The 24,533-nt window shown below is 47.6% G+C and carries 19 protein-coding genes and 7 pseudogenes; 11 read left to right on the plus strand and 15 right to left on the minus strand.

Features of this window, described 5'->3' with window-relative positions:
• Positions 1-3: 3 nt before the first annotated feature.
• On the plus strand, positions 4-735 hold the full coding sequence (traT, locus tag AACV31_RS07995; protein WP_165156901.1) for a conjugal transfer complement resistance protein TraT: 732 nt from the start codon (positions 4-6) through the stop codon (positions 733-735).
• Positions 736-977: 242 nt separating this feature from the next.
• Positions 978-3,185 carry a type IV conjugative transfer system coupling protein TraD gene (gene traD, locus AACV31_RS08000; protein ID WP_165156899.1) on the plus strand — a complete coding sequence of 736 codons (2,208 nt, stop codon included), beginning with the start codon at positions 978-980 and terminating at the stop codon, positions 3,183-3,185.
• A gap of 8 nt (positions 3,186-3,193) precedes the next feature.
• Here the strand turns inward: traD and vapC are convergent, their stop codons facing one another.
• Both vapC and vapB read right to left on the minus strand, forming a co-directional pair.
• Positions 3,194-3,592 (minus strand): type II toxin-antitoxin system tRNA(fMet)-specific endonuclease VapC, encoded by a 399-nt coding sequence (gene vapC / locus AACV31_RS08005; RefSeq protein ID WP_097377987.1) that lies wholly within the window; start codon positions 3,590-3,592, stop codon positions 3,194-3,196.
• Positions 3,592-3,819 carry a toxin-antitoxin system antitoxin VapB gene (vapB, locus tag AACV31_RS08010; protein WP_161574083.1) on the minus strand — a complete coding sequence of 76 codons (228 nt, stop codon included), beginning with the start codon at positions 3,817-3,819 and terminating at the stop codon, positions 3,592-3,594. Before vapB ends, vapC begins: the two co-directional genes overlap by 1 nt.
• An 81-nt stretch (positions 3,820-3,900) precedes the next feature.
• On the opposite strand from vapB, the gene traI reads away from it, so the two are divergent.
• The 4 genes from traI (at position 3,901) to AACV31_RS08030 (ending at position 11,009) form a co-directional block, all read left to right on the plus strand.
• The gene (gene traI, locus AACV31_RS08015; protein WP_165156897.1) at positions 3,901-9,171 is read left to right on the plus strand and encodes a conjugative transfer relaxase/helicase TraI; all 5,271 of its coding nucleotides are present in this window, start codon (positions 3,901-3,903) and stop codon (positions 9,169-9,171) included.
• Between the two features lie 19 nt (positions 9,172-9,190).
• On the plus strand, positions 9,191-9,937 hold the full coding sequence (gene traX, locus AACV31_RS08020) for a conjugal transfer pilus acetylase TraX (protein ID WP_165156895.1): 747 nt from the start codon (positions 9,191-9,193) through the stop codon (positions 9,935-9,937).
• A gap of 54 nt (positions 9,938-9,991) precedes the next feature.
• Positions 9,992-10,549, plus strand: a complete 558-nt coding sequence (locus AACV31_RS08025) for a fertility inhibition protein FinO (protein ID WP_165156893.1) — start codon at positions 9,992-9,994, stop codon at positions 10,547-10,549.
• Between the two features lie 208 nt (positions 10,550-10,757).
• The gene (locus tag AACV31_RS08030) at positions 10,758-11,009 is read left to right on the plus strand and encodes a type II toxin-antitoxin system Phd/YefM family antitoxin (RefSeq protein ID WP_165156891.1); all 252 of its coding nucleotides are present in this window, start codon (positions 10,758-10,760) and stop codon (positions 11,007-11,009) included.
• Positions 11,010-11,096: 87 nt separating this feature from the next.
• Here the strand turns inward: AACV31_RS08030 and AACV31_RS08035 are convergent.
• Both AACV31_RS08035 and AACV31_RS08040 read right to left on the minus strand, forming a co-directional pair.
• Positions 11,097-11,291 (minus strand): annotated as a pseudogene (locus AACV31_RS08035) (ISNCY family transposase); the annotation flags it as partial.
• 76 nt (positions 11,292-11,367) lie between these two features.
• Complete coding sequence (locus AACV31_RS08040) at positions 11,368-11,679, minus strand: MerR family DNA-binding protein (RefSeq protein WP_255491420.1); 312 nt, start codon at positions 11,677-11,679, stop codon at positions 11,368-11,370.
• On the opposite strand from AACV31_RS08040, the pseudogene AACV31_RS08045 reads away from it, so the two are divergent.
• A pseudogene (locus AACV31_RS08045) lies at positions 11,632-11,784 on the plus strand (alpha/beta fold hydrolase); the annotation flags it as partial. The gene AACV31_RS08040 and the pseudogene AACV31_RS08045 overlap by 48 nt on opposite strands.
• A 398-nt stretch (positions 11,785-12,182) precedes the next feature.
• Here AACV31_RS08045 and AACV31_RS08050 read toward each other — a convergent pair.
• From AACV31_RS08050 to AACV31_RS08075, 6 genes are all read right to left on the minus strand, one after another.
• Positions 12,183-12,983, minus strand: coding sequence for a hypothetical protein (locus AACV31_RS08050; protein WP_165156889.1), 801 nt, complete (start codon positions 12,981-12,983; stop codon positions 12,183-12,185).
• Positions 12,984-13,421: 438 nt separating this feature from the next.
• Complete coding sequence (locus tag AACV31_RS08055; RefSeq protein WP_165156887.1) at positions 13,422-14,051, minus strand: ABC transporter ATP-binding protein; 630 nt, start codon at positions 14,049-14,051, stop codon at positions 13,422-13,424.
• Positions 14,044-14,826, minus strand: a complete 783-nt coding sequence (locus tag AACV31_RS08060; protein ID WP_165156885.1) for a hypothetical protein — start codon at positions 14,824-14,826, stop codon at positions 14,044-14,046. Before AACV31_RS08060 ends, AACV31_RS08055 begins: the two co-directional genes overlap by 8 nt.
• Positions 14,789-16,003: a TolC family protein gene (locus AACV31_RS08065; protein WP_165156883.1), complete on the minus strand. Its 1,215-nt coding sequence runs from the start codon at positions 16,001-16,003 to the stop codon at positions 14,789-14,791. Before AACV31_RS08065 ends, AACV31_RS08060 begins: the two co-directional genes overlap by 38 nt.
• Positions 16,000-17,124 (minus strand): permease, encoded by a 1,125-nt coding sequence (locus tag AACV31_RS08070; protein WP_165156881.1) that lies wholly within the window; start codon positions 17,122-17,124, stop codon positions 16,000-16,002. The genes AACV31_RS08065 and AACV31_RS08070 overlap by 4 nt, the downstream gene beginning before the upstream one ends.
• 51 nt (positions 17,125-17,175) lie before the next feature.
• Positions 17,176-17,544 (minus strand): hypothetical protein, encoded by a 369-nt coding sequence (locus tag AACV31_RS08075; protein ID WP_165156879.1) that lies wholly within the window; start codon positions 17,542-17,544, stop codon positions 17,176-17,178.
• Between the two features lie 199 nt (positions 17,545-17,743).
• On the opposite strand from AACV31_RS08075, the pseudogene AACV31_RS08080 reads away from it, so the two are divergent.
• Both AACV31_RS08080 and AACV31_RS08085 read left to right on the plus strand, forming a co-directional pair.
• Positions 17,744-18,527: pseudogene (locus AACV31_RS08080) on the plus strand (DUF3440 domain-containing protein); the annotation flags it as partial.
• Between the two features lie 65 nt (positions 18,528-18,592).
• Complete coding sequence (locus AACV31_RS08085) at positions 18,593-20,218, plus strand: phosphoethanolamine transferase (RefSeq protein WP_165156877.1); 1,626 nt, start codon at positions 18,593-18,595, stop codon at positions 20,216-20,218.
• Between the two features lie 123 nt (positions 20,219-20,341).
• On the opposite strand, the pseudogene AACV31_RS08090 reads toward AACV31_RS08085, so the two are convergent.
• A pseudogene (locus AACV31_RS08090) lies at positions 20,342-20,521 on the minus strand (zinc ribbon domain-containing protein); the annotation flags it as partial.
• Here AACV31_RS08090 and AACV31_RS08095 point away from each other — a divergent pair.
• Positions 20,521-20,688: pseudogene (locus AACV31_RS08095) on the plus strand (transposase); the annotation flags it as partial. The pseudogenes AACV31_RS08090 and AACV31_RS08095 overlap by 1 nt on opposite strands.
• A 345-nt stretch (positions 20,689-21,033) precedes the next feature.
• On the opposite strand, the gene AACV31_RS08100 reads toward AACV31_RS08095, so the two are convergent.
• From AACV31_RS08100 to AACV31_RS08115, 4 genes and pseudogenes are all read right to left on the minus strand, one after another.
• Complete coding sequence (locus tag AACV31_RS08100) at positions 21,034-21,330, minus strand: hypothetical protein (RefSeq protein WP_165156855.1); 297 nt, start codon at positions 21,328-21,330, stop codon at positions 21,034-21,036.
• A complete protein-coding gene (locus AACV31_RS08105) occupies positions 21,327-21,953 on the minus strand; it encodes a ParA family plasmid-partitioning AAA ATPase (RefSeq protein WP_165156853.1) in 627 nt (208 codons plus the stop codon). The genes AACV31_RS08100 and AACV31_RS08105 overlap by 4 nt, the downstream gene beginning before the upstream one ends.
• Before the next feature lie 409 nt (positions 21,954-22,362).
• Positions 22,363-23,020 (minus strand): annotated as a pseudogene (locus tag AACV31_RS08110) (RepB family plasmid replication initiator protein); the annotation flags it as partial.
• Between the two features lie 356 nt (positions 23,021-23,376).
• Positions 23,377-23,923, minus strand: a pseudogene (locus AACV31_RS08115) (DinB/UmuC family translesion DNA polymerase); the annotation flags it as partial.
• A gap of 51 nt (positions 23,924-23,974) precedes the next feature.
• On the opposite strand from AACV31_RS08115, the gene AACV31_RS08120 reads away from it, so the two are divergent.
• Entirely contained in the window at positions 23,975-24,415 is a 441-nt protein-coding gene (locus AACV31_RS08120; protein ID WP_255491409.1) for a hypothetical protein, read from the plus strand.
• Positions 24,416-24,533: the final 118 nt, after the last annotated feature.

The following is a 24,533-nucleotide window of genomic DNA, read 5'->3' on the forward strand; positions in this document are numbered from 1 at the left end:
TGGATGAAAACAAAAAAACTAATGATGGTTGCACTGGTCAGTTCCACTCTGGCCCTTTCAGGGTGTGGTGCGATGAGCACAGCAATCAAGAAGCGTAACCTTGAGGTGAAGACCCAGATGAGTGAGACCATCTGGCTTGAACCCGCCAGCGAACGCACGGTATTTCTGCAGATCAAAAACACGTCTGATAAAGATATGAGTGGGCTGCAGGGCAAAATTGCTGATGCTGTGAAAGCAAAAGGGTATCAGGTGGTGACTTCTCCGGATAAAGCCTACTACTGGATTCAGGCGAATGTACTGAAGGCCGATAAGATGGATCTGCGGGAGTCTCAGGGATGGCTGAACAGTGGTTATGAAGGCGCAGCAGTTGGTGCAGCGTTAGGTGCCGGTATTACCGGATATAATTCCAATTCTGCCGGTGCCACACTCGGTGTGGGCCTTGCTGCCGGTCTGGTGGGTATGGCTGCAGATGCGATGGTGGAAGATGTGAACTATACCATGATCACGGATGTGCAGATTGCAGAGCGTACTAAGGCAACGGTGACAACGGATAATGTTGCCGCCCTGCGTCAGGGCACATCAGGTGCGAAAATTCAGACCAGTACTGAAACAGGTAACCAGCATAAATATCAGACCCGTGTGGTCTCCAATGCGAATAAGGTTAACCTGAAATTTGAAGAGGCGAAGCCTGTTCTCGAAGACCAGCTGGCCAAATCAATCGCAAATATTCTCTGATTATCTTCCGGGGGCTGGTCTGACTGGCCTCCTGACTGATACCTCGCTTTGCTCGTTGTCCAACCCCGGAAAGAAATAAAATAAATTTTATTCCTCCCCGGCGTTTCCGAAATAAATATGAAAACACTGAGCGGTTGTGCAAATTCTTTGTGCGACCGTGAAGTGTTGCCGGCGAAGCCGGAATTTAATGATTATTAATCTAATAATCAGTCCGACTGACTTTCTTTCTTCGGAATATCATCATGAGTTTTAACGCAAAGGATATGACCCAGGGCGGTCAGATTGCGTCCATGCGTATCCGCATGTTCAGCCAGATCGCCAATATCATGCTTTACTGCCTGTTTATTTTTTTCTGGATACTCGTTGGTCTGGTTTTATGGGTAAAAATAAGCTGGCAGACGTTTGTGAACGGCTGTATTTACTGGTGGTGCACAACACTGGAAGGCATGCGGGATTTAATCAAGTCTCAGCCGGTATATGAGATCCAGTATTACGGCAAAACATTCCGGATGAACGCTGCTCAGGTACTGCATGATAAATATATGATCTGGTGCGGTGAACAGTTATGGTCAGCATTCGTTCTGGCAACTGTTGTGGCACTGGTTATTTGCCTGATTACCTTCTTTGTTGTCTCCTGGATTCTGGGGCGTCAGGGTAAACAACAGAGCGAAAATGAAGTCACAGGTGGTCGTCAGCTGACAGACAATCCGAAAGACGTTGCCCGGATGCTGAAAAAAGACGGCAAGGACTCCGATATCCGGATTGGGGATCTGCCGATTATCCGGGATTCTGAAATCCAGAACTTCTGTCTGCACGGCACAGTCGGGGCCGGTAAGTCGGAGGTTATCCGTCGTCTGGCCAACTACGCCCGTCAGCGTGGTGATATGGTGGTGATTTATGACCGTTCGGGGGAATTTGTTAAAAGTTACTATGATCCCTCCATCGATAAAATCCTGAATCCGCTGGATGCCCGCTGTGCCGCATGGGATTTGTGGAAGGAGTGCCTGACACAGCCGGATTTTGATAATACCGCAAATACTCTGATCCCGATGGGTACAAAAGAGGACCCGTTCTGGCAGGGTTCAGGACGTACCATTTTTGCGGAAGCGGCGTACCTGATGCGTAATGACCCCAACCGCAGCTACAGCAAACTGGTGGATACCCTGCTTTCCATCAAAATTGAAAAACTGCGTACCTACCTGCGTAATTCACCGGCGGCCAACCTGGTGGAAGAGAAAATTGAGAAAACGGCGATTTCCATCCGTGCTGTGCTGACCAACTACGTGAAAGCCATCCGTTACCTGCAGGGGATTGAGCATAACGGTGAGTCCTTCACCATTCGTGACTGGATGCGTGGTGTTCGGGAAGATCAGAAAAACGGCTGGCTGTTTATCTCATCGAATGCCGACACCCATGCCTCCCTTAAGCCGGTGATCTCCATGTGGCTGTCCATTGCCATTCGTGGTCTGCTGGCAATGGGAGAAAACCGTAACCGTCGTGTGTGGTTCTTCTGTGACGAGTTGCCCACGTTACACAAACTGCCGGACCTTGTGGAGATCCTGCCGGAAGCCCGTAAGTTCGGTGGCTGTTATGTGTTTGGTATCCAGTCTTATGCCCAGCTGGAAGATATCTACGGTGAGAAAGCGGCAGCCACGCTGTTTGACGTCATGAACACCCGTGCTTTTTTCCGTTCCCCCAGTCATAAGATTGCAGAGTTCGCTGCCGGTGAAATTGGTGAGAAAGAGCACCTGAAAGCCAGCGAGCAGTATTCCTACGGTGCTGACCCGGTACGTGACGGGGTATCGACCGGTAAGGATATGGAGCGCCAGACGCTGGTCAGTTATTCCGACATTCAGTCTCTGCCGGATCTGACCTGCTATGTCACCCTGCCCGGACCATATCCGGCAGTAAAACTCTCACTGAAATATCAGGCACGTCCGAAGATTGCTCCGGAGTTTATTCCGCGTGAGATCAACCCGGAAATGGAGAACCGCCTTAGTGCCGTGCTTGCTGCAAGGGAAGCAGAAGGTCGCCAGATGGCCAGTCTCTTCGAACCGGAGGTTGTCTCCGGAGAAGAGGTGACTCAGGCTGAACAGCCACAACAGCCACAACAGCCACAACAGCCACAACAGCCACAACAGCCACAACAGCCACAACAGCCACAACAGCCAGTGTCTTTTGTCATCAATGATAAGAAGTCAGATGCAGGTGTGAATGTTCCGGCAGGGGGGATCGAGCAGGAGCTGAAAATGAAACCGGAAGAAGAGATGGAACAGCAACTGCCACCCGGGATCAGTGAATCCGGTGAGGTGGTGGATATGGCCGCTTATGAGGCATGGCAACAGGAGAATCATCCGGACACCCAGCAGCAGATGCAGCGTCGTGAAGAGGTGAACATCAATGTGCACCGGGAGCGCGGGGAGGATGTTGAGCCGGGAGATGATTTCTGATGAACAGGTCAGCTCCAGTCTTCAATTCTCAGGCCGTCCACACGTTCAAATTCACGGGTGTTGTTAGTCACAACTATCAGTCCCCGGCTGCGGGCATGACCTGCGATCATTTGATCAAATGGCCCGACAGGGCGTCCCTGACGGGCAAGTTCTGCTCTTATCTGACCAGTGTGTGTGGCTGCAGCAGCGTCGTAATCCAGAACGTCAATGCGGGAAACAAATCCCTCGATCACAGCGAGATTGCGTTCAGGCATCTGGCTTTTTTCTGCACCATATATCAGCTCCATCAGGGTGACAGAGCTGATACACATTCTCCCCTGGTTCAGGTTAAAACGTTCCCTGACACTGGCGGGTTTGTTCTTTATCGTAAAAATGCAGATGTTGGTATCGAGCATAAACTTCAGCATCAGAATGACTCCCTTTCCTGCATGCCAGGCTGTTCCCTGTTATCCATAAAATCGGTGCTGACGCTGTTTCCATCAAACCATTCATCCCATGATTCTCCGGCTGGCGTAATGATACGGGTTCGTCCGACAGCAATCACTTCAACGCGTTTTACGTTTTCTGGCAATGCAACCGCTTTTGGCAGTCTGACCGCCTGGCTGCGGTTGCTGAGAAATACGGTGGTTTCCATCATTTGCCTCCTTACGTGGATATGTCTTGTGTATATACATTGTGGGATTGATGCCGGGATATGTCAAAGGGATATACGTTTATGATGAGTATCGCGCAGGTCAGATCGGCCGGAAGTGCCGGGAACTATTATACCGACAAGGATAATTACTATGTGCTGGGCAGCATGGGAGAACGCTGGGCTGGCCAGGGGGCTGAACAGCTGGGGCTGCAGGGCAGTGTTGATAAGGATGTTTTTACCCGTCTTCTGGAAGGGAAGCTGCCGGACGGAGCGGATTTAAGCCGCATGCAGGATGGCAGTAATAAGCATCGTCCCGGTTACGACCTGACGTTCTCCGCCCCCAAAAGCGTCTCCATGATGGCCATGTTAGGCGGCGATAAGCGCCTGATTGATGCACATAATCAGGCCGTGGATTTTGCTGTCCGTCAGGTGGAGGCGCTGGCCTCCACACGGGTTATGACGGACGGACAGTCAGAAACGGTACTGACCGGTAATCTGGTGATGGCATTGTTTAACCACGACACCAGTCGCGATCAGGAACCACAGTTACACACGCATGCGGTGGTGGCCAATGTCACGCAGCATAACGGCGAGTGGAAGACACTGAGCAGTGACAAAGTAGGAAAAACGGGATTCATTGAGAATGTGTACGCTAATCAGATTGCCTTTGGCAGGCTCTACCGGGAAAAGCTGAAAGAGCAGGTTGAGGCGCTGGGCTATGAAACTGAAGTAGTTGGTAAGCACGGTATGTGGGAAATGCCGGGCGTACCGGTGGAGGCCTTTTCCGGACGCTCGCAGACTATCCGGGAGGCCGTCGGGGAGGATGCCTCGCTGAAATCCCGGGATGTGGCGGCACTGGATACGCGAAAATCCAAACAGCACGTCGATCCTGAAGTCAGAATGGCTGAATGGATGCAGACGCTGAAGGAAACCGGGTTCGACATCCGGGCGTATCGTGACGCGGCGGATCAACGGGGCGAGACCCGCACGCAGACGCCCGGACCTGCTTCACAGGACGGGCCGGATGTGCAGCAGGCGGTGACACAGGCCATTGCCGGATTAAGTGACCGAAAAGTGCAATTCACGTATACGGACGTGCTGGCCAGGACGGTCGGCATGCTGCCGCCGGAAAATGGTGTGATTGAGCGGGCTCGCGCCGGTATCGATGAGGCCATCAGCCGTGAGCAACTCATTCCCCTCGACCGTGAGAAGGGGCTGTTCACGTCCGGGATTCATGTGCTCGATGAGCTGTCAGTCCGGGCACTCAGTCGCGATATTATGAAACAGAACCGTGTGACCATACATCCGGAGAAAAGCGTCCCCCGGACGGCCGGTTACAGCGATGCCGTCAGTGTTCTGGCACAGGACCGTCCGTCGCTGGCCATTGTGTCAGGTCAGGGTGGCGCAGCCGGGCAGCGTGAGCGGGTGGCCGAGCTGGCAATGATGGCCCGGGAGCAGGGGCGGGAGGTGCAAATTATCGCCGCTGACCGTCGTTCACAGATGAACCTGAAGCAGGATGAACGGCTGTCCGGTGAGCTGATAACCGGACGTCGTCAGTTGCTGGAAGGCATGGCCTTCACGCCGGGCAGTACTGTTATCGTTGACCAGGGCGAAAAACTCTCCCTGAAAGAGACGTTAACCCTGCTGGACGGTGCCGCACGTCATAACGTACAGGTCCTGATAACCGACAGCGGGCAGCGAACCGGTACAGGCAGTGCACTGATGGCCATGAAAGATGCCGGGGTGAACACGTATCGCTGGCAGGGCGGAGAGCAGCGACCGGCAACCATCATCAGTGAACCGGACCGTAATGTCCGCTATGCCCGACTGGCCGGAGATTTTGCGGCCAGCGTGAAAGCCGGAGAAGAGAGCGTGGCACAGGTCAGCGGTGTACGGGAACAGGCCATACTGACACAGGCTATTCGCAGTGAGCTGAAAACACAAGGCGTGCTCGGACACCCGGAGGTGACCATGACCGCCCTGTCACCGGTCTGGCTGGACAGCCGGAGCCGTTATCTGCGGGATATGTACCGCCCGGGGATGGTGATGGAGCAGTGGAACCCGGAGACACGCAGTCATGACCGCTATGTGATAGATCGTGTGACGGCGCAGAGTAACAGCCTGACCCTGCGGGATGCGCAGGGCGAAACGCAGGTGGTGCGTATTTCTTCTCTGGACAGCAGCTGGTCGTTGTTCCGGCCGGAAAAAATGCCGGTGGCAGACGGCGAGCGTCTGAGGGTGACGGGAAAAATTCCCGGACTCCGTGTTTCCGGTGGTGACCGCCTGCAGGTGGCGTCCGTTAGTGAAGAGACGATGACGGTTGTCGTGCCGGGGCGGGCTGAACCGGCCTCCCTGCCTGTGGGCGACTCACCATTCACGGCACTGAAGCTGGAGAGCGGTTGGGTGGAAACGCCCGGGCATTCTGTCAGCGACAGTGCGACGGTTTTTGCCTCCGTCACACAGATGGCGATGGACAACGCCACTCTGAACGCTCTGGCCCGCAGTGGTCGTGATGTCCGGCTGTATTCCTCACTGGATGAAACCCGTACTGCGGAAAAACTCGCCCGCCACCCCTCCTTTACGGTGGTTTCTGAGCAGATCAAGGCGCGGGCCGGGGAGACATCGCTGGAAACCGCCATCAGACACCAGAAGTCCGCACTTCACACGCCGGCACAGCAGGCCATTCATCTGGCCCTTCCTGTGGTGGAAAGCAATAACCTGGTGTTCAGTCAGGCAGCACTGCTGGCAGAGGCCAGGTCGTTTGCTGCAGAAGGAACCAGTTTTGTTGACCTGGGACGGGAAATCGATGCGCAGATAAAACGGGGTGATTTACTGCATGTGGATGTGGCAAAAGGCTATGGCACGGACTTGCTGGTTTCCCGTGCGTCATATGAGGCTGAAAAAAGCATTCTTCGCCATATTCTCGAAGGTAAGGAGGCGGTCACGCCGCTGATGGAGAGAGTACCTGGTGAACTCATGGAGAAACTGACATCAGGACAGCGTGCCGCCACCCGCATGATACTGGAAACGTCCGACCGTTTCACGGTGGTGCAGGGCTATGCCGGTGTGGGTAAGACCACACAGTTCCGGGCGGTGATGTCAGCCGTGAACATGCTGCCGGAGAGTGAGCGCCCCCGTGTCGTGGGGTTGGGTCCCACGCACCGTGCGGTCGGGGAGATGCGAAGTGCCGGGGTGGATGCACAGACACTGGCGTCCTTTCTGCATGACACGCAGCTGCAGCAGCGCAGCGGAGAAACGCCGGATTTCAGCAACACGCTGTTCCTGCTCGACGAGAGTTCGATGGTGGGCAATACCGACATGGCACGGGCATACGCCCTGATTGCGGCCGGGGGCGGTCGTGCCGTGGCCAGCGGTGACACGGACCAGCTGCAGGCCATCGCGCCCGGTCAGCCTTTCCGTCTGCAGCAGACGCGCAGTGCTGCCGATGTGGCCATCATGAAGGAGATTGTGCGTCAGTCGCCGGAATTGCGGGAGGCGGTATACAGCCTGATTAACCGGGATGTGGAAAGGGCGCTGTCAGGGCTTGAGAGTGTGAAACCGTCTCAGGTGCCACGTCTGGAGGGCGCATGGGCGCCGGAGCACTCCGTAACGGAGTTCAGCCGTAGTCATGAATCGGCACTGGCGGAAGCGAAGCGGGAAGCCCGGAAGACAGGCGAGGCTTTTCCGGATGTCCCCATGACACTGTATGAGGCCATTGTCCGCGACTATACCGGCAGGACACCGGAAGCACGGGAGCAGACGCTGATTGTCACTCACCTGAATGAGGACCGGCGCGTGCTGAACAGCATGATTCATGATGCACGGGAAAAGGCCGGAGAGCTTGGGAAAGAGCAGGTCATGGTGCCTGTCCTGAACACAGCGAATATACGCGACGGGGAGCTGCGTCGTATCTCCACCTGGGAGAATAACCGGGATGCACTTGCCCTGGTGGATAATGTGTATCACCGGATTGCCGGTGTCAGTAAGGATGACGGGCTGATAACCCTGCAGGATGCGGAAGGTAACACGCGGCTGATTTCGCCCCGGGAGGCGGTGGCTGAAGGTGTCACACTGTACACCCCGGACAAAATCCGGGTGGGAACCGGTGACCGGATGCGCTTCACGAAGAGTGACCGGGAGCGCGGCTATGTGGCCAACAGCGTCTGGACGGTGACAGCGGTTTCAGGTGACAGTGTCACGCTGTCGGACGGCCAGCAGACCCGGGTGATTCACCCTGGCCAGGAGCAGGCAGAGCAACATATTGACCTGGCCTATGCCATCACCGCCCACGGTGCGCAGGGGGCAAGTGAAACCTTTGCCATCGCGCTTGAAGGCACGGAAGGTGGCCGGAAACAGATGGCCGGCTTTGAGTCAGCCTACGTTGCCCTGTCGCGTATGAAGCAGCATGTACAGGTGTACACCGATGACCGTCAGGAATGGACTGATGCCATCAACAACGCCGTACAGAAAGGGACTGCACACGATGTGCTGGAGCCGAAAGCTGACCGGGAGGTCATGAATGCAGAGCGGCTGTTCAGCACGGCGCGAGAGCTGCGGGACGTGGCGGCAGGGCGTGCTGTTCTCCGTCAGGCGGGGCTGGCCGGGGGAGACAGTCCGGCACGGTTTATTGCACCGGGGCGTAAATATCCGCAGCCGTATGTGGCGCTGCCGGCTTTTGACCGTAACGGCAAGTCTGCAGGTATCTGGCTGAACCCGCTGACCACGGATGACGGAAACGGGCTGCGGGGATTCAGCGGTGAAGGCCGGGTAAAAGGCAGCGGGAATGCGCAGTTCGTGGCCCTGCAGGGTAGCCGTAACGGAGAGAGCCTGCTGGCTGATAATATGCAGGATGGCGTCCGGATTGCCCGTGATAACCCTGACAGCGGTGTGGTGGTGAGAATCGCCGGTGAAGGTCGTCCGTGGAATCCCGGTGCCATCACCGGCGGTCGCGTGTGGGGGGATATCCCGGACAACAGCGTCCAGCCGGGGGCAGGAAACGGTGAACCGGTCACAGCTGAAGTGCTGGCACAGCGGCAGGCTGAAGAGGCCATCCGCCGTGAAACGGAACGCCGTGCGGATGAAATTGTTCGTAAAATGGCAGAGAACAAACCTGACCTGCCGGACGGCAAAACAGAGCAGGTTGTCAGGGATATTGCCGGGCAGGGGCGTGACCGGGCTGTCACTTCAGAACGGGAAACCGCGCTGCCGGAGAGTGTACTACGTGAACCACAACGGGAGCGGGAAGCGGTCCGTGAGGTTGCCCGGGAAAATCTGCTGCAGGAGCGACTTAAGCAGATGGAGCAGGATATGGTCCGTGACCTGCAGAAAGAGAAAACCCTGGGCGGAGACTGATACAGGTAGAGAAACGCTGATGACAACGGGTAACACGAACACGACATGTAACGATTCACTGGCGGCCCGGACCGATACCAGGTTACAGTCGTTGCTGGTCTGGTCACCCGGACAACGGGATATCATCAAAACGGTGGCACTGGTGCTGATGGTTCTGGACCATGCAAACCGCATTCTGCATCTGGACCAGACGTGGATGTTTCTGGCCGGGCGCGGAGCCTTTCCGCTTTTTGCCCTGGTGTGGGGGATGAATCTGTCCCGTCATGCGCATATCCGGCAGTCGGCCATTAACCGGCTGTGGGGATGGGGGATTATTGCCCAGTTCGCGTATTATCTGGCTGGATTTCCGTGGTATGAGGGGAATATCTTGTTTGCCTTTGCAGTTGCGGCACAGGTGCTGACATGGTGTGAAACGCGCAGCCTGTGGTGTTCCTCAGGAACCATGTTGCTTCTGGCGGTATGGTTGCCTTTCTCCGGCACCAGTTACGGCATTGCCGGGCTGCTGATGCTGGCGGTCAGCCACCGGCTGTACCGGGCGAAAGACAGAACGGAACGTCTGGCGCTGGTTGCATGCTTGCTGGCCGTGATTCCGGCACTTAACCTTGCCACCAGTGATGCGGCGGCTGTAGCCGGCCTTGTGATGACGGTACTAACCGTTGGTCTGGTGTCCGGTGCAGGGAAATTATTACCCCGTTTCTGGCCCGGAGATTTTTTCCCGACTTTCTATGCCTGTCATCTGGTTGGGCTGGGCGTTCTGGCACTGTGACGGGTGTGATATCTTTGGTCGCAAGAGGATGATTCGTCAGAGGCAGAACACAGCATGACAGAGCAGAAGCGACCGGTACTGACACTGAAGCGGAAAACGGAAGGGGAGACGCCTGTCCACAGCCGGAAAACCATCATCAATGTCACCACGCCACCAAAATGGAAGGTGAAAAAGCAGAAGCTGGCGGAGAAAGCGGCCCGGGAAGCTGAGCTGGCGGCAAAAAAAACACAGGCCAGACAGGCTCTGTCCATTTATTTGTCTCTGCCCACACTGGATGAGGCCGTGAACACCCTGAAGCCCTGGTGGCCGGGATTATTTGACGGTGACACACCACGACTTCTGGCCTGCGGTATCCGGGACGTGTTACTGGAAGACGTATCGCAGCGGAATATCCCGCTCTCGCATAAAAAACTGCGCAGGGCGCTGAAGGCCATCGCCCGTTCAGAAAGCTATCTGTGTGCCATGAAAGCCGGTGCCTGCCGGTATGATACGGAAGGGGATGTGATGGAGCATATTTCTCCGGAGGAGGAAGCGTATGCGGCAGAGCGTCTGGCGAAAATCCGCCGCCAGAACCGGATAAAGGCAGAACTTCAGGCCGTGATTGAGAAATAAAAAAAAGCTTCCCACTGAGAAGCCCTGAATCGCTTTCTGCCGATTCGTTCGATACAATCTTAAAAACGAAAAAATCGCTCAGAATGCGTTACAGAGCATTTTAGGTGAGAGCCATATTGCCCCTGTTTCTGAATTTGCCTTCAACACAAAGCGCTTTTAAGAGTGCTTTTAACGATGCTCTCATTTCAATGAGAGAAATGGAGGATTTATGAGCTATCAAATTCTGACAACCACAGCGGCCAGTATTACTGACCTGAAAAAAAATCCCATGGGAACCGTAGCTGAAGGCGAGGGAGATGCTGTTGCGATCCTGAACCGAAACGAACCAGCGTTCTATTGCGTCCCCCCAAAACTTTACGCCCACTATCGGGAACTCGCTGAAGATGTCGAGTTAAACGCTGTTGCTGATGAGCGTATGAAAAACCCGGAAATTGTGACGGTTAACTTGGATGACCTATGAACTGGCTTTTGACCGCAGGGCACTGAAGGAATGGCAGAAGCTAGGCCACAGAGCAGGGGGCTAGCGTTTCAGACTGGCTCGGAACTCTTTATCGTAACGGAAAGTCAGTGTTTTCGAGAGTTTTCGTGATTCCTGCCAAGCAAAGATATCATCCAGATCTTCAGAGTTTTCAACCACCGGTCGATGCAGGTCTTTGGGATATTTTGCTAGTCTGGCAAAACAACGATTGAAGTCAATAATGAAGGAATCCAGCCAGGCATTGGCATCCTCGATGCTGCTGATGCTTTCAGATAAGCCAATCCTGAGTTTGCTGATAACGCCGTAGCGCGGGTAAGCAGAGCGCACCCGCGGGAGGCAATTATTCATGTAACGTTACCGCATCGCTGTGACCATTTTGCCGCAGCGTTTCCAGCAGGCGCGCTTTGCGCTGTTCAAGTTCCTTTATCTGTTTTTCGATATCTTTCAGGCGCTGATACTGTACGGCCTGGGTTTCCGGGCAGAATCTTGCGCCTTCGACCAGCAACATGCAATCGGGAAAGCTGCGGATCTCGGCCACGCTAAAACCGGTGGCAATGAGCCGCTGGATCTGGCGCACCTGGATGATGGCCTGCTTATCAAGAAAGCGATCAATCCGCACATACGTTCCGACATTTATGCGAACGCCGGACATGCGCCATTTATGGAAGACGCCGCGCGGTTTAATGCGCAACTGGAAGAGTTTGCTGATGACGCCGTAGCGCGGGTAAGCAGAACGCACGCGCAGAAGGCGATGTAAAAACGGTGCGCTACGTGAAATCTGAGAAAAGTTGTGAGGCTCAGGCCAGCAGATTTCGCGTAGCGCGCGGGTTGAATACAGACAGCTTTGCTGTTCGCGCTGTTAAGGCACGCAGGGCAGGCAATAACGGCGTCAGGCGGACCGGGTCAATCAGCGTGGTTCCGATGCCAGATATTATTTAACATAATCCACGTTGTGCGCACTGATATTGTATTAGCTAAATTGAGATGTTCGCCCCTTGGACTAAGTTAACCGACTCAAAATCATTCAAGATGTTGTCGATCGGCGACTGACCACACAAATGGCTGCGCATCGCTCCAGATAAAATAAACTTCCTTTACATATACGAGCTAAGTCTATTAGCAAAACCGCAAATTTTTCTGTGATGAACCGTTTCTTTAGTTTATGACCACAAATGGTTCTTTTTTTGACTTTAAAAAAAGATCCATATCAATATCCTTCCCCCTAATAACAACAGTCCCACCAAAATTCTGAGCATTAATAAACAGATTGCTTTGTGGAGCAGTTGCGAATTTTGCCAGTTTACTTCCAAGGATTAATAAATTATTGAAGCCATTCCCAACGTTAAGGGTGTTAAAATTAGATTGAACAAATACAAAATCATTATTTTGGCTATCATAATGCAAGGGGAATAAAGAATCATAACAGATGAATGTTCTTATAGTATATGTTTTAAATCTTATCGCCTTATTAGTAAGGTTTTTATCTGCGTAGAGATATTTAGATTTAATGCTATTGTTTTTGTTAAAAATATCCTCCTCCCAAAATGGAACTAGAATTTTCTTTTGATTTAAAACTTTGGTGTCATTATGCATGAACATGGATACCATGTTGTTGATGTTTTCATATCCATAAAAACTAAATAAAAAGGCATATGTATCAAATATTTTTTGAGTTTTTAAGTACTGCAATAAATCTTCCGTTAATTCACTTTTATATTCCCCTTTATAACCATACGTTGTATTTTCTGAAAAAATCAGAATCTCAACTGACGGATTTTTTTTAATGAATTGATGTAAATCATTAGCAAGTGTTACCACACTACCGCCATTTTTCAGATAGAGTCCAATCTGAATTACAGCAATTTTAGGTTCTTTTCCCTCATAAATCGGATGTTTTATACAGTTTGTATTATAAATAAAAAAAACAAACACCATGAATAAAAAATAGTACCCCATCTTCTTTTTATAAAGACATAAACAAAAAAGAGGAATAAAAATAAAAAGTAGTATCGTATTCAAAACTGGAGATGCTGTGTTCGGAAGAAAAAAAGTATCCGTCGAACACAGCAAAAAAAATGGGTTGATAACGGGGAATATATGTACATATGAAACCCCTGCCATCAACAATGAAAAAAATAAAATCCCGAGTATATTACCACAAAAAATAGAATAAAGGAAAAAATAAAAATAAAAATAGCACAGCAAAAAGATAAATATAAGAAGTATATCTTTTTCAAAGAATGAAGTGGAAAATGAATATTCAAATAGCAGATAGCTGTAAAACAGGAAGGAAAAAAGAAAAGGGAATAACAGTTTTTTTATTAAGCAATTGTTTTTAAATACAATATGCATATAAAAAAAAAGCAAACTAATAAACATATCATTAAAATTACATTATCTGCTATTATCTAAATTTAACAATTTCATTCTGCCATCAATTAAATCCAGATCATGGGTTACCATAACAACAATCCCTCCGTCATTATTGAATTCACACAAAATACGCATTATGTTCTTTTTGTTTTCATTATCAAGGCTGGCCGTAGGTTCATCAGCCAATAATATCCGGGGTTTTTTCAATAATGCTCTAGCTAGAGCTAAGCGTTGCCGCTCTCCACCAGACAAGACATTAACAGGTTTTGTTATATCATATAGGCCCACCGCATTCAATATGGCGGACATATCAGATTGAGTTAACTTACTATGATTGGAATAATCAATGGCACTCATTATATTTCTTATTATACTTTGCTTGTCATTGATTAATGCGTCTTGAAAAACATAGCCAAAATATTCACGCCTCAACAATAAGATATCATTATAGCTATTAATATCCTTACCACAAAAAGTATAGACCCCTTCAAAATTAAGATCTAAAAGACCTACTATATTTAATAAAGTACTTTTACCGATACCAGAAGGACCTGAAATAACTAAAAAATCCCCCTTATTGATAGTTACGTAAGTATTATTCAATATTATTCTCTCTTTAAATACTTTTCCATTAATGTGTAATTTAATCATTTATAATAATCTCGAATGCCGTATCCAATAAATTGTCATTTATAATGACATCTTGAGGTTCAATCAGAAGTGTTATTATTTTCATTCCTGTCGCGCTATTACCACTATCGTCGCTATTAACTTTCAAAAGCCGCGCCTTAAAAATTTCTCCTGAGACAAGAGACTTGGCTCTTATATCATGATTTTTTATATCCCCTAAAACTAGAGGGTCAACTTTTATATTTACATGATATTTATCAATCTTTTCTATTTTTAGAATAGGTTCATTTGTGTTTACATATTGCCCATCATTAACATATAAATTTCTTATTATGAACTTATCATTTACATATGGATTACTCAATTTTTTTAATTTTATAATTGATGATAACTCTATATGCAGTTGCTTAAGCTCAATCTCCGCATCATTTAATTGGTTTGCTCTTAAATCTAGTTCATTTTTTGATATGTATCCCAGTTTATAGGATTGGTATGCTTCATTATACTCATTCTTTTTTTGTAAAAGCAGTGCTCGTGTTTTTTTTATTTTCAGGTTAAGTAAGTCTATTTTTGCATTGTTCTCAATACTTTCCAGATCAAAAACGGTTCCTTTTGTTTTTATATCCCCCTCCTTGTTACCAACTAACGAAACAACCCCTGACACTGGGCTTTTGAATTCAATGATATCCCCGCCCTTTAATATACCATAATATTTGATGTTAGCATGCCCATCATCAATATGAAGAACAGTCAAAACACTACTTAATAAAATTAATGTAGATTTTATAAATCTCAATTTCTCTCTCCGCTTTCTTCATTAAAATTTCGGATAAATATAAATCCTCTTGTTGTCTGTAATATTCAATAATAGTATCTTGATTCTTTTTTAATCTGTCATATGTGAATTTCACCTTTTCCCTTTTCAGGGCGATATTTTTTTTTAGGAAATTCAACTCATTTTGAAGAGAAGTCAGCTTCCTTTCGCTAGATTCTTTTTGATTTAAATAATACTCAAACTCATCATCATAACGCAATTGTTTTTTTTTCAAAGATAAATGATATTCCTTATCATAAATGGATTTGCTAAAAAATATATTTAACGGCACGTCAACACTTATGGATAGCGAATAGTTTGCCTTGTTAAACCTTACATCTGATAAAGTCCCTCTATTTTTTGGGGTTATATTCACTCCCGCGTAAACTGATGGCTTAAGCGTGGATAAATTAATTTCATGCTCGACGGATAATATATCTTTTTCAGTTGATACTTTTTCTTTTAATATTTCCAGCAATCCGTTATGGTTACAATTTAATATGTCAAGGTAAGATATATCTTTGATGTTTTCCTTTGGTATTTTATACTTGTAATATATATATTTTTGTTTTTCTTCAATGCTATTTTTAATATTTAAAATTTCATTTTCTATCTCACTTTTCCTCTGTGTTCTTATATCAAACTCAAATCTTGAAATATACCCCAACCTTTCGTTATGTGACGCAATTTTTATATCGCGCTTTTGGTTTTTTAATTTCTTTTCAGATAAAACAAGTTGATCTATGAGGTAATTATAATTTGACACATCCGAAAACAAAGATAAAAGATAGTTCATCTTATACTCTTTCAATGAGTTAAAGCTCAGCGCATCTTGAGCATCATTCATTTTTATTTGCTTGCTGTATAAGCCACCACTATAAAGTGGCATAGATAGCCCGAATGTTACAAAACTGTTATCAATGCTGGTAAAAGAAGTATTGTTATTTGCATATTGCCCAGAACTTAGATATAAATTAGGATATAAGGATGTATAGTTTCGCTCCCTGTTTATGCTGCTATCCATCTTCTGCAACATGTGGTTTTTATACCCTTCTGTTTTCATGAAATAGTTATCTAATGTACACGCCGGAGGCACAGCGTGAGCAGGGATTATAAAAAAAAACAAAATATAAACAACTACAACTATAAAGCGCTTCATAACATTCTGCCTTTGATTAAATCAATAGGTCTTTTGCTAAAAAAACCCCTTCCTAAAACCACATTAGTTATGATGCAAACAAATGATAAACAGGTCAAAGATAAAAGAAGAGCAAAAAACCTAATATGTAAATCAACATGGAGAATAACAGATAAACCAAATAAAAATGCCGAACTGAATATAAATGATATTATTGTGCTTATATATACTGTAAGCATCGACTCGAGCACTATAATATATAACATGGCGCGTTTATTTACGCCGTGTATTATTTTTAATGCAAATTCAGTACACCTTAGTCGGAAAAGCCTTTGACTTAACACTATAATCACTACTATAGATGAAAAAGTGAGAAGTATATATATTATATTCACAAGGGTAGAAAACCTGTTAATAACTCTTTCTACCGTTTCCTCTGCATCCAGATAAGACATTATAGAATAATCCTTGACACCATTTTGCTTTAATAAGGCATCTATACTGGATATATCATCATGTGACACTGGAGCATTAAATACTACATATACATAATCAACTGAACTATCCAAAGAAAACCTTATTACTGTATCCAAGGGAACGATATAATTTTTTCTTGACGAATGTTCAGTTAATCCCAGGCTGTCAAGGAAATCAGTTTTTTTGTTAGTCAACACGCCTGTAATTTTAAATGGAATACCGTTGATAAAGATATAATCGACAGGTTTACTGAAAGTGTTTAAAATTGACTGGTTTAGTATTATCTCATCCCCGGATAGATTTTTTATGTTAAACTGGGGCATGCCGAACATCCCTCTATCCAGACCAACTATCATTCCTGTTTGCTCAGAAAATGGAGATTCCCCAATATTTACAAACAAACTCTTTTCAAAAAAAACACTCCGTTCTTCAGCATATAACAAACGGTAAATTTTCTCTTTATTGACAGGGATGTTTAACTTTATGGATATGACATTATCACCATTTATTTTTAATTCACTTTCTGCCTGCCGAGAAACACTAAAAATCAAAGAATCAGTCACTGTAATCCCTGTGAAACTTACAAGCAGAAAGAAAACAAAAGTAAAAATACTTTTGTTTTCTTTTATATTCAGCCCAGCTTCTTTTATATATAAAGAAAACAAATGTTATCCTTCCAACAAAACACCATGCCTGGGCTATAACACCTCATGACTTTACTTTATCCAACGATCGTCAGATGTTGTATCAATACCATTATAAATAGTGGCTATAGGCTTCTCAAAGGATTTAGAAAATCCTTTCTGAGGATAAACATCACCCTCGGCCCCAGCTTTCGTTCCATCACCAAATTTTACCCCTACACCAACATGAACTCCTCGGGCATATCCGTTATTAATTGCTTCATTGCATTTTGAGTTGTTGCCCCATGAAAATGTAAGTGTTTTTTCACTACTTTTCACAACATGCACACATTGAGCGGGGACCACACTGGGCTCCCATGGCGCGCCACCTGCAAAAGACATGGCACTTGTCAACATTGCTGACACTCCAATAATCCAACAAATATTTTTGGTGCTTTTCATTAACAACTCCTCTTTTATTTTTCTTGGAGGTTATATTTATATATTAAGTGTCACCACATGCAAGAAGAATGAATAATATTTTCATTTTTTTATCCAATAGGGCACTCATAATGGTGCTGTTGTTCTTTTTACAAAGAAAACTGGGAGTCTTATTTTGAGAAAAGACAGGCATTGATATGGCTGAAATCTCAAAACGGCAGAAACAGAGTACCAGTGCACTATTGAGCACATTCAGAGATGCGGGAGATGTACCGGGATGTGACAGATACCTTTTACTGGGTGGCGCTTCCCCTGACTACGGTGAACGGTGTTTCTCAGTTTCAGCCTGAGTGGATTTGCTGGGAGCCTGGTGTGGAATGGGTTCGCCAACCACCGGATGAGGCCATTACGGATATGGCATATTTCCCCTTTTACCGCTATGCCATGACCTTTGAAGAGTTTGTCCCTGCTTTTTCTTCTTGGTTTGTCGGTAACAGGTGTGGTGTGGCGATACTGACCGGAGTCTGTGTGGATGAATCCCTCAACCGATTTATGGGATTGGTATCCCAACGCAAACGGAGATATGCCGATAATAAACCCTGGACAACGGCATCACCTGAAGGGTTTTACTATACCATGTATCCGTTGTATGACTGGAAAGCCCGTGATATCTGGATATATAATGCCAGAACCCGCTCTATCTACAATCCTCTGTATGACCTGATGTACCGTGCCGGTGTGCCGTTACGCAACATGCGTGTCTGTGAGCCTTTTGGCCCTGAATAGCGTAAGGGACTGTGGCTTTATCATGTTCTGGAGCCAGAAACTTGGACCCGAATGTGTGAGCGGGTGTCCGGGGCTGCCAGCGGGGCCCTTTATGCCAATAAAGCGGTGCCTGTTTTGCCCTGCGTAAGCGGATTTCAAAACCGGCCCATCATACCTGGCGCAGTTACGCAATGTTCCTGCTGGACGTTATGCCGGAAAGAACGGCAGAACAATGGCAAACAGGTTCTGCCCGTCTGATTCCGTTCTCCTTTCCCAATAATGCTTTATTAATGGAGATTTTGTTGTGCTCGTACTATTAAGGATGAAAGTCGTCCCTCTGATTATTCTGCTAGCATTCGTTTTTGCGTTCTTACTTAATTGGCCAGTGCTACTGCATCTCTACGATATTGTGACTCGGCTCGAACACGTTAAGACAGGTGTTATTATCTCGATTCCGTTTGTGTTAGTGGCGACGCTTAACTTCGTCTTTACGCCATTCTCAATTCGCTACCTGCTGAAACCCTTCTTCGCCCTGTTACTTATTTCCGGTTCGATAGTAAGTTACGCTACACTGAAGTACAAAGTGATTTTTGATCAGTCCATGATCGAAAATATTATGGAAACAACCCCCCAAGAAGCGTATTCCTACTTGAATATACCATTGCTTCTATGGCTGGTCTTTATGGGTATTATTCCAGCTATCCTATTATTTTCGATAAAAATTGAATATGCAGACAAATGGTACAAAGGTCTTGCCCATCGTTTGCTATCAATGTTCGCTTCGCTGGTCCTGATTGCAGGTGTTGCGGCCCTTTATTATCAAGATTATGCCTCTATTGGGCGCAATAACCAGACACTGAATAAAGAGATTATCCCGACAAACTATGCTTACAGCACTTTCCACTATGTGAAGGATACTTATTTTACGACGAAAATGCCTTTCCGAACTCTGGGGGATGATGCGAAGCGCGTCACCCGGGATAGTAAACCTACGCTGATGTTCCTGGTTATTGGTGAAACGGCACGGAGCCAGAATTTCTCGATGAATGGCTACCCGCGCGATACTAACCCCTTTACCAGCAAAACTGGCGGTGTGATTTCATTTAGGAATATAGGTTCTTGTGGTACAGCCACCGCAGTATCCGTGCCATGTATGTTCTCGGATATGAACCGCTCGGAGTTCGATAGTAAAAAAGCCGCCAATAGTGAAAACGTCCTCGATATTGTGCAAAAAACGGGAGTCTCGTTGTTGTGGAAAGAAAACGATGGTGGATGTAAAGGCGTATGCAGCCGTATTCCGACTGTCGAAATAACCCCCGCAGATAATAACACTCTGTGCGATGGAAAAACCTGCTATGATGGTGTATTGCTGAATAACCTCGATACAGAAATTGCCAATATGGAAGGTGACAAGCTAATCGCTTTCCATATGATTGGCAGCCATGGACCTACCTACCACCTGCGTTATCCGACAGAGCATCGTCATTTCATGCCAGAATGCGCGCGCAGCGATATTGAAAACTGTACGCAGGAACAGCTTATTAATACCTACGACAACACTATTCGGTACACCGACTATGTGATAGCGCAGATGATTGAAAAGCTAAAACAATACAGTGCAGAGTACAACACCGTACTGCTGTATGTTTCCGATCACGGCGAATCTCTGGGAGAGCACGGGCTGTATCTACACGGCACCCCCTACAAACTTGCTCCGAATCAGCAGACGCATATTCCGATGCAGGTCTGGATGTCCCCGGGCTTTATTGCCGATAAAAATATCAACACCGAATGCCTGCAGCAGAATGCAGTAAGCAAGACCTATTCCCACGATAACCTTTTCTCATCTGTTCTGGGGCTATGGGATATCAGCTCCGGCGTTTACCATCAGGACAGCGATATTTTTCGCGAGTGTCGCAGAGAGTTCTAGGGGCTGGCAGGAAAGGTATTATTATTGACATCCTCCCCCACCTTCTCACTTCGCGAATCAGGAGGGGGATTCCTTTTCAGGTAGCAACACGTTGCCGCATTGCCCAGTTCCACTCTTAACGGCTTATGCCGCCTTACGGGCGCGTCCAGGATTCATCCCGGACAACACGGCATGTCCTGCCGCGAGAATATTACGAGCGCCGTTTATGTCGGAGTTCGCTTCATAACCACGCGCCACACAGACAAATACTGCCTGCGATTGACGATTTTCCTTCGCTGTGTGGCCGCAACACGCGCACTTTTGTCAACAGCCTGAAAGCCGTCACCAGTCGTCGGTTACGGAATGAGTTTCTGGACTTGCGGGCGGCGTACAGTAAGCCCGTGCAATGATCACGCAGCTATTTTGTCGGCTCGTGCGGTGGATCGCCTTTGGAAGTCGTGAATAAGTACATTCAGCACCAGCGCGGCTGACGAATCTTTGACGCTGGCGCCTCATCGAAATTCCCCACCTACCTCCTTCGGTGGGAGCACCCTTTCGTTTTTAGGTGGCTTCCCAAAAGACCTGAAGCGTTATCCGATGAATCTCTTCTGATGTGCTTAGCCTTACACCGAATCCAAAAACATTCTCTACCGCCTCAGCTTCACTGTCGGTAAGTTTCCTTTTCAGGCGACGGGTATATTTGTGAACCAGTTGCATTATCAGCTCATTTCCAAGCACACTAGGAAGCAGGTTTTTAATAAGATAATCACTTAATATCTTAACAATATCACATCTTGCAATCTTATCATGCTGTCATCTTAATAAGATAGCGAATATCACTGCAGCTTGGCTTGACTGATGAGTGATGAAATCTCCTCAGAAGATAACTGTTCAAGGCCCATTATCGCAGCGCGCACTACGTCGGAGCGGTTAACACGTACACTCCCCTTCGATGCTTCACTGGCGATGTAGCTGTCAATCAAAGCTAAGTTTTCTTCAGACAGAGATATGCTGACCGGTTTAGCCTTGGAGGTTTTCTTTATTTCTTTAGACGGGGCGCCAGAAGCAGTAGCAGTGCCCGCATTGATAAAGGCATTTTCATCACGGGCGGGGGTATTAGCTCGGTTTCTCACAGGATCACCTCTTCAACGAGATTCTCAATTTCTTCTTTAGCCTTCTCGTTGCCCGTTTCAAAAATCGTCATAGACTCTGCCCAGGCGTCTCGATGTGCCTTTCGGTCACAAACGCGGGTGGTAGCCAGAAAAATTTCAGGGAATTCGGCCAGTACTTCAGCAGCCTGATTTGCTTCATTTACAAACATGTTAGTTGGCGTCATGTTAAGAACAAGGTAGCCCCGGACAGACTCATTGAAATCTTTCGCTGCTGAGAAAACTTTACAAGTATGGGGAACTACATCGAGATCCATTTGCGATGGACGTAAGGGCGATATAAAAACATCAGCAGCCATAAGACCACTACGCATTTCAGAACTATCACGACCAGCGCAATCAGCTATCACGAAGTCATAAGTTTTGGCGTGTTCTTTAAGCATAGCTTTGATATTACCAGTAGCTCCGGTAACCGGGATATGCGGTAGAGACTCAGGACGGCTGTTGTACCAGGTCAAAACTGAACGCTGATCATCTGCGTCAACAATGATAACGCTCTTACCCAAGCTCATAAGGTACGAAGCGATAGAAACCGCTAACGTACTTTTGCCAACGCCACCTTTCTGGCTACCTAGAACAATAATCATTTTAAGCTCCATCCGTACAGTAAGGACTTAAGATAAGAAGATGATAACTAACAAATTAACAACCTAATAGGTTAACATCAAGCTATCTTGTTATTTTATAATCTTAATAAGATGTTATGTCGCCATCATAACATCTTGCAGTAGGTAAGGAAGGGATAGAGATAAACATGACAATTTGCCCTCAGTGAAGAGAAAGAGGACAGAAACGTGACAAATTACCCTCAAGCTCGTCTATCACAGCACAAGAATGTGTGACAAATTGCCCTGAGAGAAGTAATTTACAAGGTGTTAATGAGAGTAAAGGAGATGGCGAAGTGTCCTCCTGAAAGACATAACCCCCAATAATGTGACAATTTACCCTGCAGATTTTCAGAAGAGGACAAAAGGAAGAGTGACAAATTACGCAACTATTAGCTATGTCGCTGAAAGTAAATATACTATGCGTAGTTTGACGACATTTCTTTTTTTCAATATATGAAAGACGCATGGGGGGCGGCTGTTGATTTCATCCACACTAGCCTGAAGGAAACGATGACGAAAATCCGGCATACGCTGGTAGCTCTGTGGAAGCTGGTAACGCTCCACCGGTCCACTCGCAGCGAAACCACGCCAGAACCGTCAGCTTTTCTGTACTGGCAGAGCGATTCGTAAAGGCGCATGGCATTAAGGATTCGTGATTTCCTTCGTTTCGCTCAGACGGAAATGCGTAAAGCGATTCTGGAGACCAATGAAAAACGGGATAAGGTAAGGGGTGATATGCACGCTGTAAATGTCTCTTGATGGGCTGTGCGCGCGCTTGATGAACCAGGGAAAAGACTCATAGCCTTTCTCGTCACCAGAATCCTCTTCAGGCCGGTAAAACACCACTTCCTTACCTGCAAGGCCTTTTAACTCCTGTCTGATATCCTTGCTGGCCCCGCCAGAAGTACGTATTTGATTTACAAAAAGATAGAGCATTCTCTTTTGGTCGCGTGAAAGACTGTACGCAGCCTCAGTCAGCTCGTTTGACTGTACAATGCGGGGGGTATTCTTGCGTTTTTTTGGTTGATCAGCGCAATTTCCGTCATGGTCGCTATGTTAGATCTGTGACAGATTTTAAGATTGTCACACTTAACTTGAGATAGCCAACAACCTTGAATAAATCTGTGATAGAGCACGTCTCATGAGGGCAATTTGTCACGCAGACCTGCCTGTAGCCCGAGTTAGTACTGGGCTGACGTGCCGTCTAAAAAGACAGTTCTAAAAACACCTTTAAAAAGATCTTTTAAAAATACACAGTGGATAAGTACATGAGTTATCTGCAAGGGTGGAGCGTCTGCCGTATATGCAACAACTGACTCTCTTGCGCTTCCTCGACCGTTCGCGGGCTACGCCCGGTCACTTGTCTGCGGCAAGCGCCAGCGGCTTATTCAAAGTCTGAAACCTATCTGACTATAGCAATGGGAGTTTCATTCCAGCGCGTTGTGTAAGCAGGAGATAGCATATCGCGTTTCATTTGCCACTTAGGAGCGATACCTCGCCCGGCAAAAAAGACTTTGCCGAGACCAGAATTATTGAGCCCATCCAGAACCTTCATCAGTTGGTCACTGCCCAGACGAGGTTGATGTTCGTCAAAAAGATTCAGTTGAGCCACGCCGGTGGGAGTAAATTCATTGAGCATGATTCCGGCCTTTGCGTATCGATGGACATCTATCCATATGCGCACCAGCGCCTTCACCGCTGCCGTTATTACATTGCGGGTGTCCCGGGTAGGGGTAAGCAGTTTTTCACTGGCCACGTTGCTGTAACACGTTCCCCCGGCAGCGAACGGTGACGTTTTCACAAACACATGCGATATGTCGGCAATACTGCCGTTCTTCCCTCAACTTCTCCGCAACACGCTCCGCATACGGGCAGATGGCCTGCCGCATAGCTTCATACGTCGTGATGCGTTATCCAAAGCTCCTGCTGCAGATTATTTGCTGCTTCGGTGACCGGCATTAACATGGACAGGCTTCGTGCTGAACAGGAAGCGCGACGGTATGCTGCAACCAGGCGAAACCCTGAGCCTGAAGGCTGCCCGCCGCCGCTGGTATGAAAGCTGCCGCAACCGGACTGTCCTGAGTCGCCGCACGCGTGCGCTGGCAGGCAAACAGCGACGTCGTCTGGAGCAGCTGTCGTTCGATGAGCGCAAGCGCCAGGTGGCAGAGCGCCTCTACCGCAGCCTCGGGGAGCGTGCCGGCATGGTTTTATCACAGCAGTTTGAAAAGATGGTCTGGCAGCAGCTCTATCAGCTCGAACTGGTGAATCTGGACGCGCCGGCCGCGGCGCCACCTCTCCCCTGCCCCCCGTTTTTTGATTCTCCGCTTTGCTGCGGAGGTTTCCCCACGTCCGTACACTTTCACTGCACAAAAAACACCCGAACGTTATGGCCGGCGTTACCCGTTCCGGCGGAATTATCTCGCCGGCTGCAGTGCAGATGATGTTATCCACGCTTATTCGCAAACAGGAAAAAGGGTTTAGCTGCAACCAGCGTCAGTTAGGCGCAATTCATTCAGGGGGGGCACCCCTGACTTTATTCATAAGAGAACCCTTATTTCA

Origin of the sequence: Cronobacter sp. EKM101R, from assembly GCF_963888145.1 — a bacterium.
GTDB classification, from domain to species: Bacteria; Pseudomonadota; Gammaproteobacteria; order Enterobacterales; family Enterobacteriaceae; genus Cronobacter; species Cronobacter turicensis.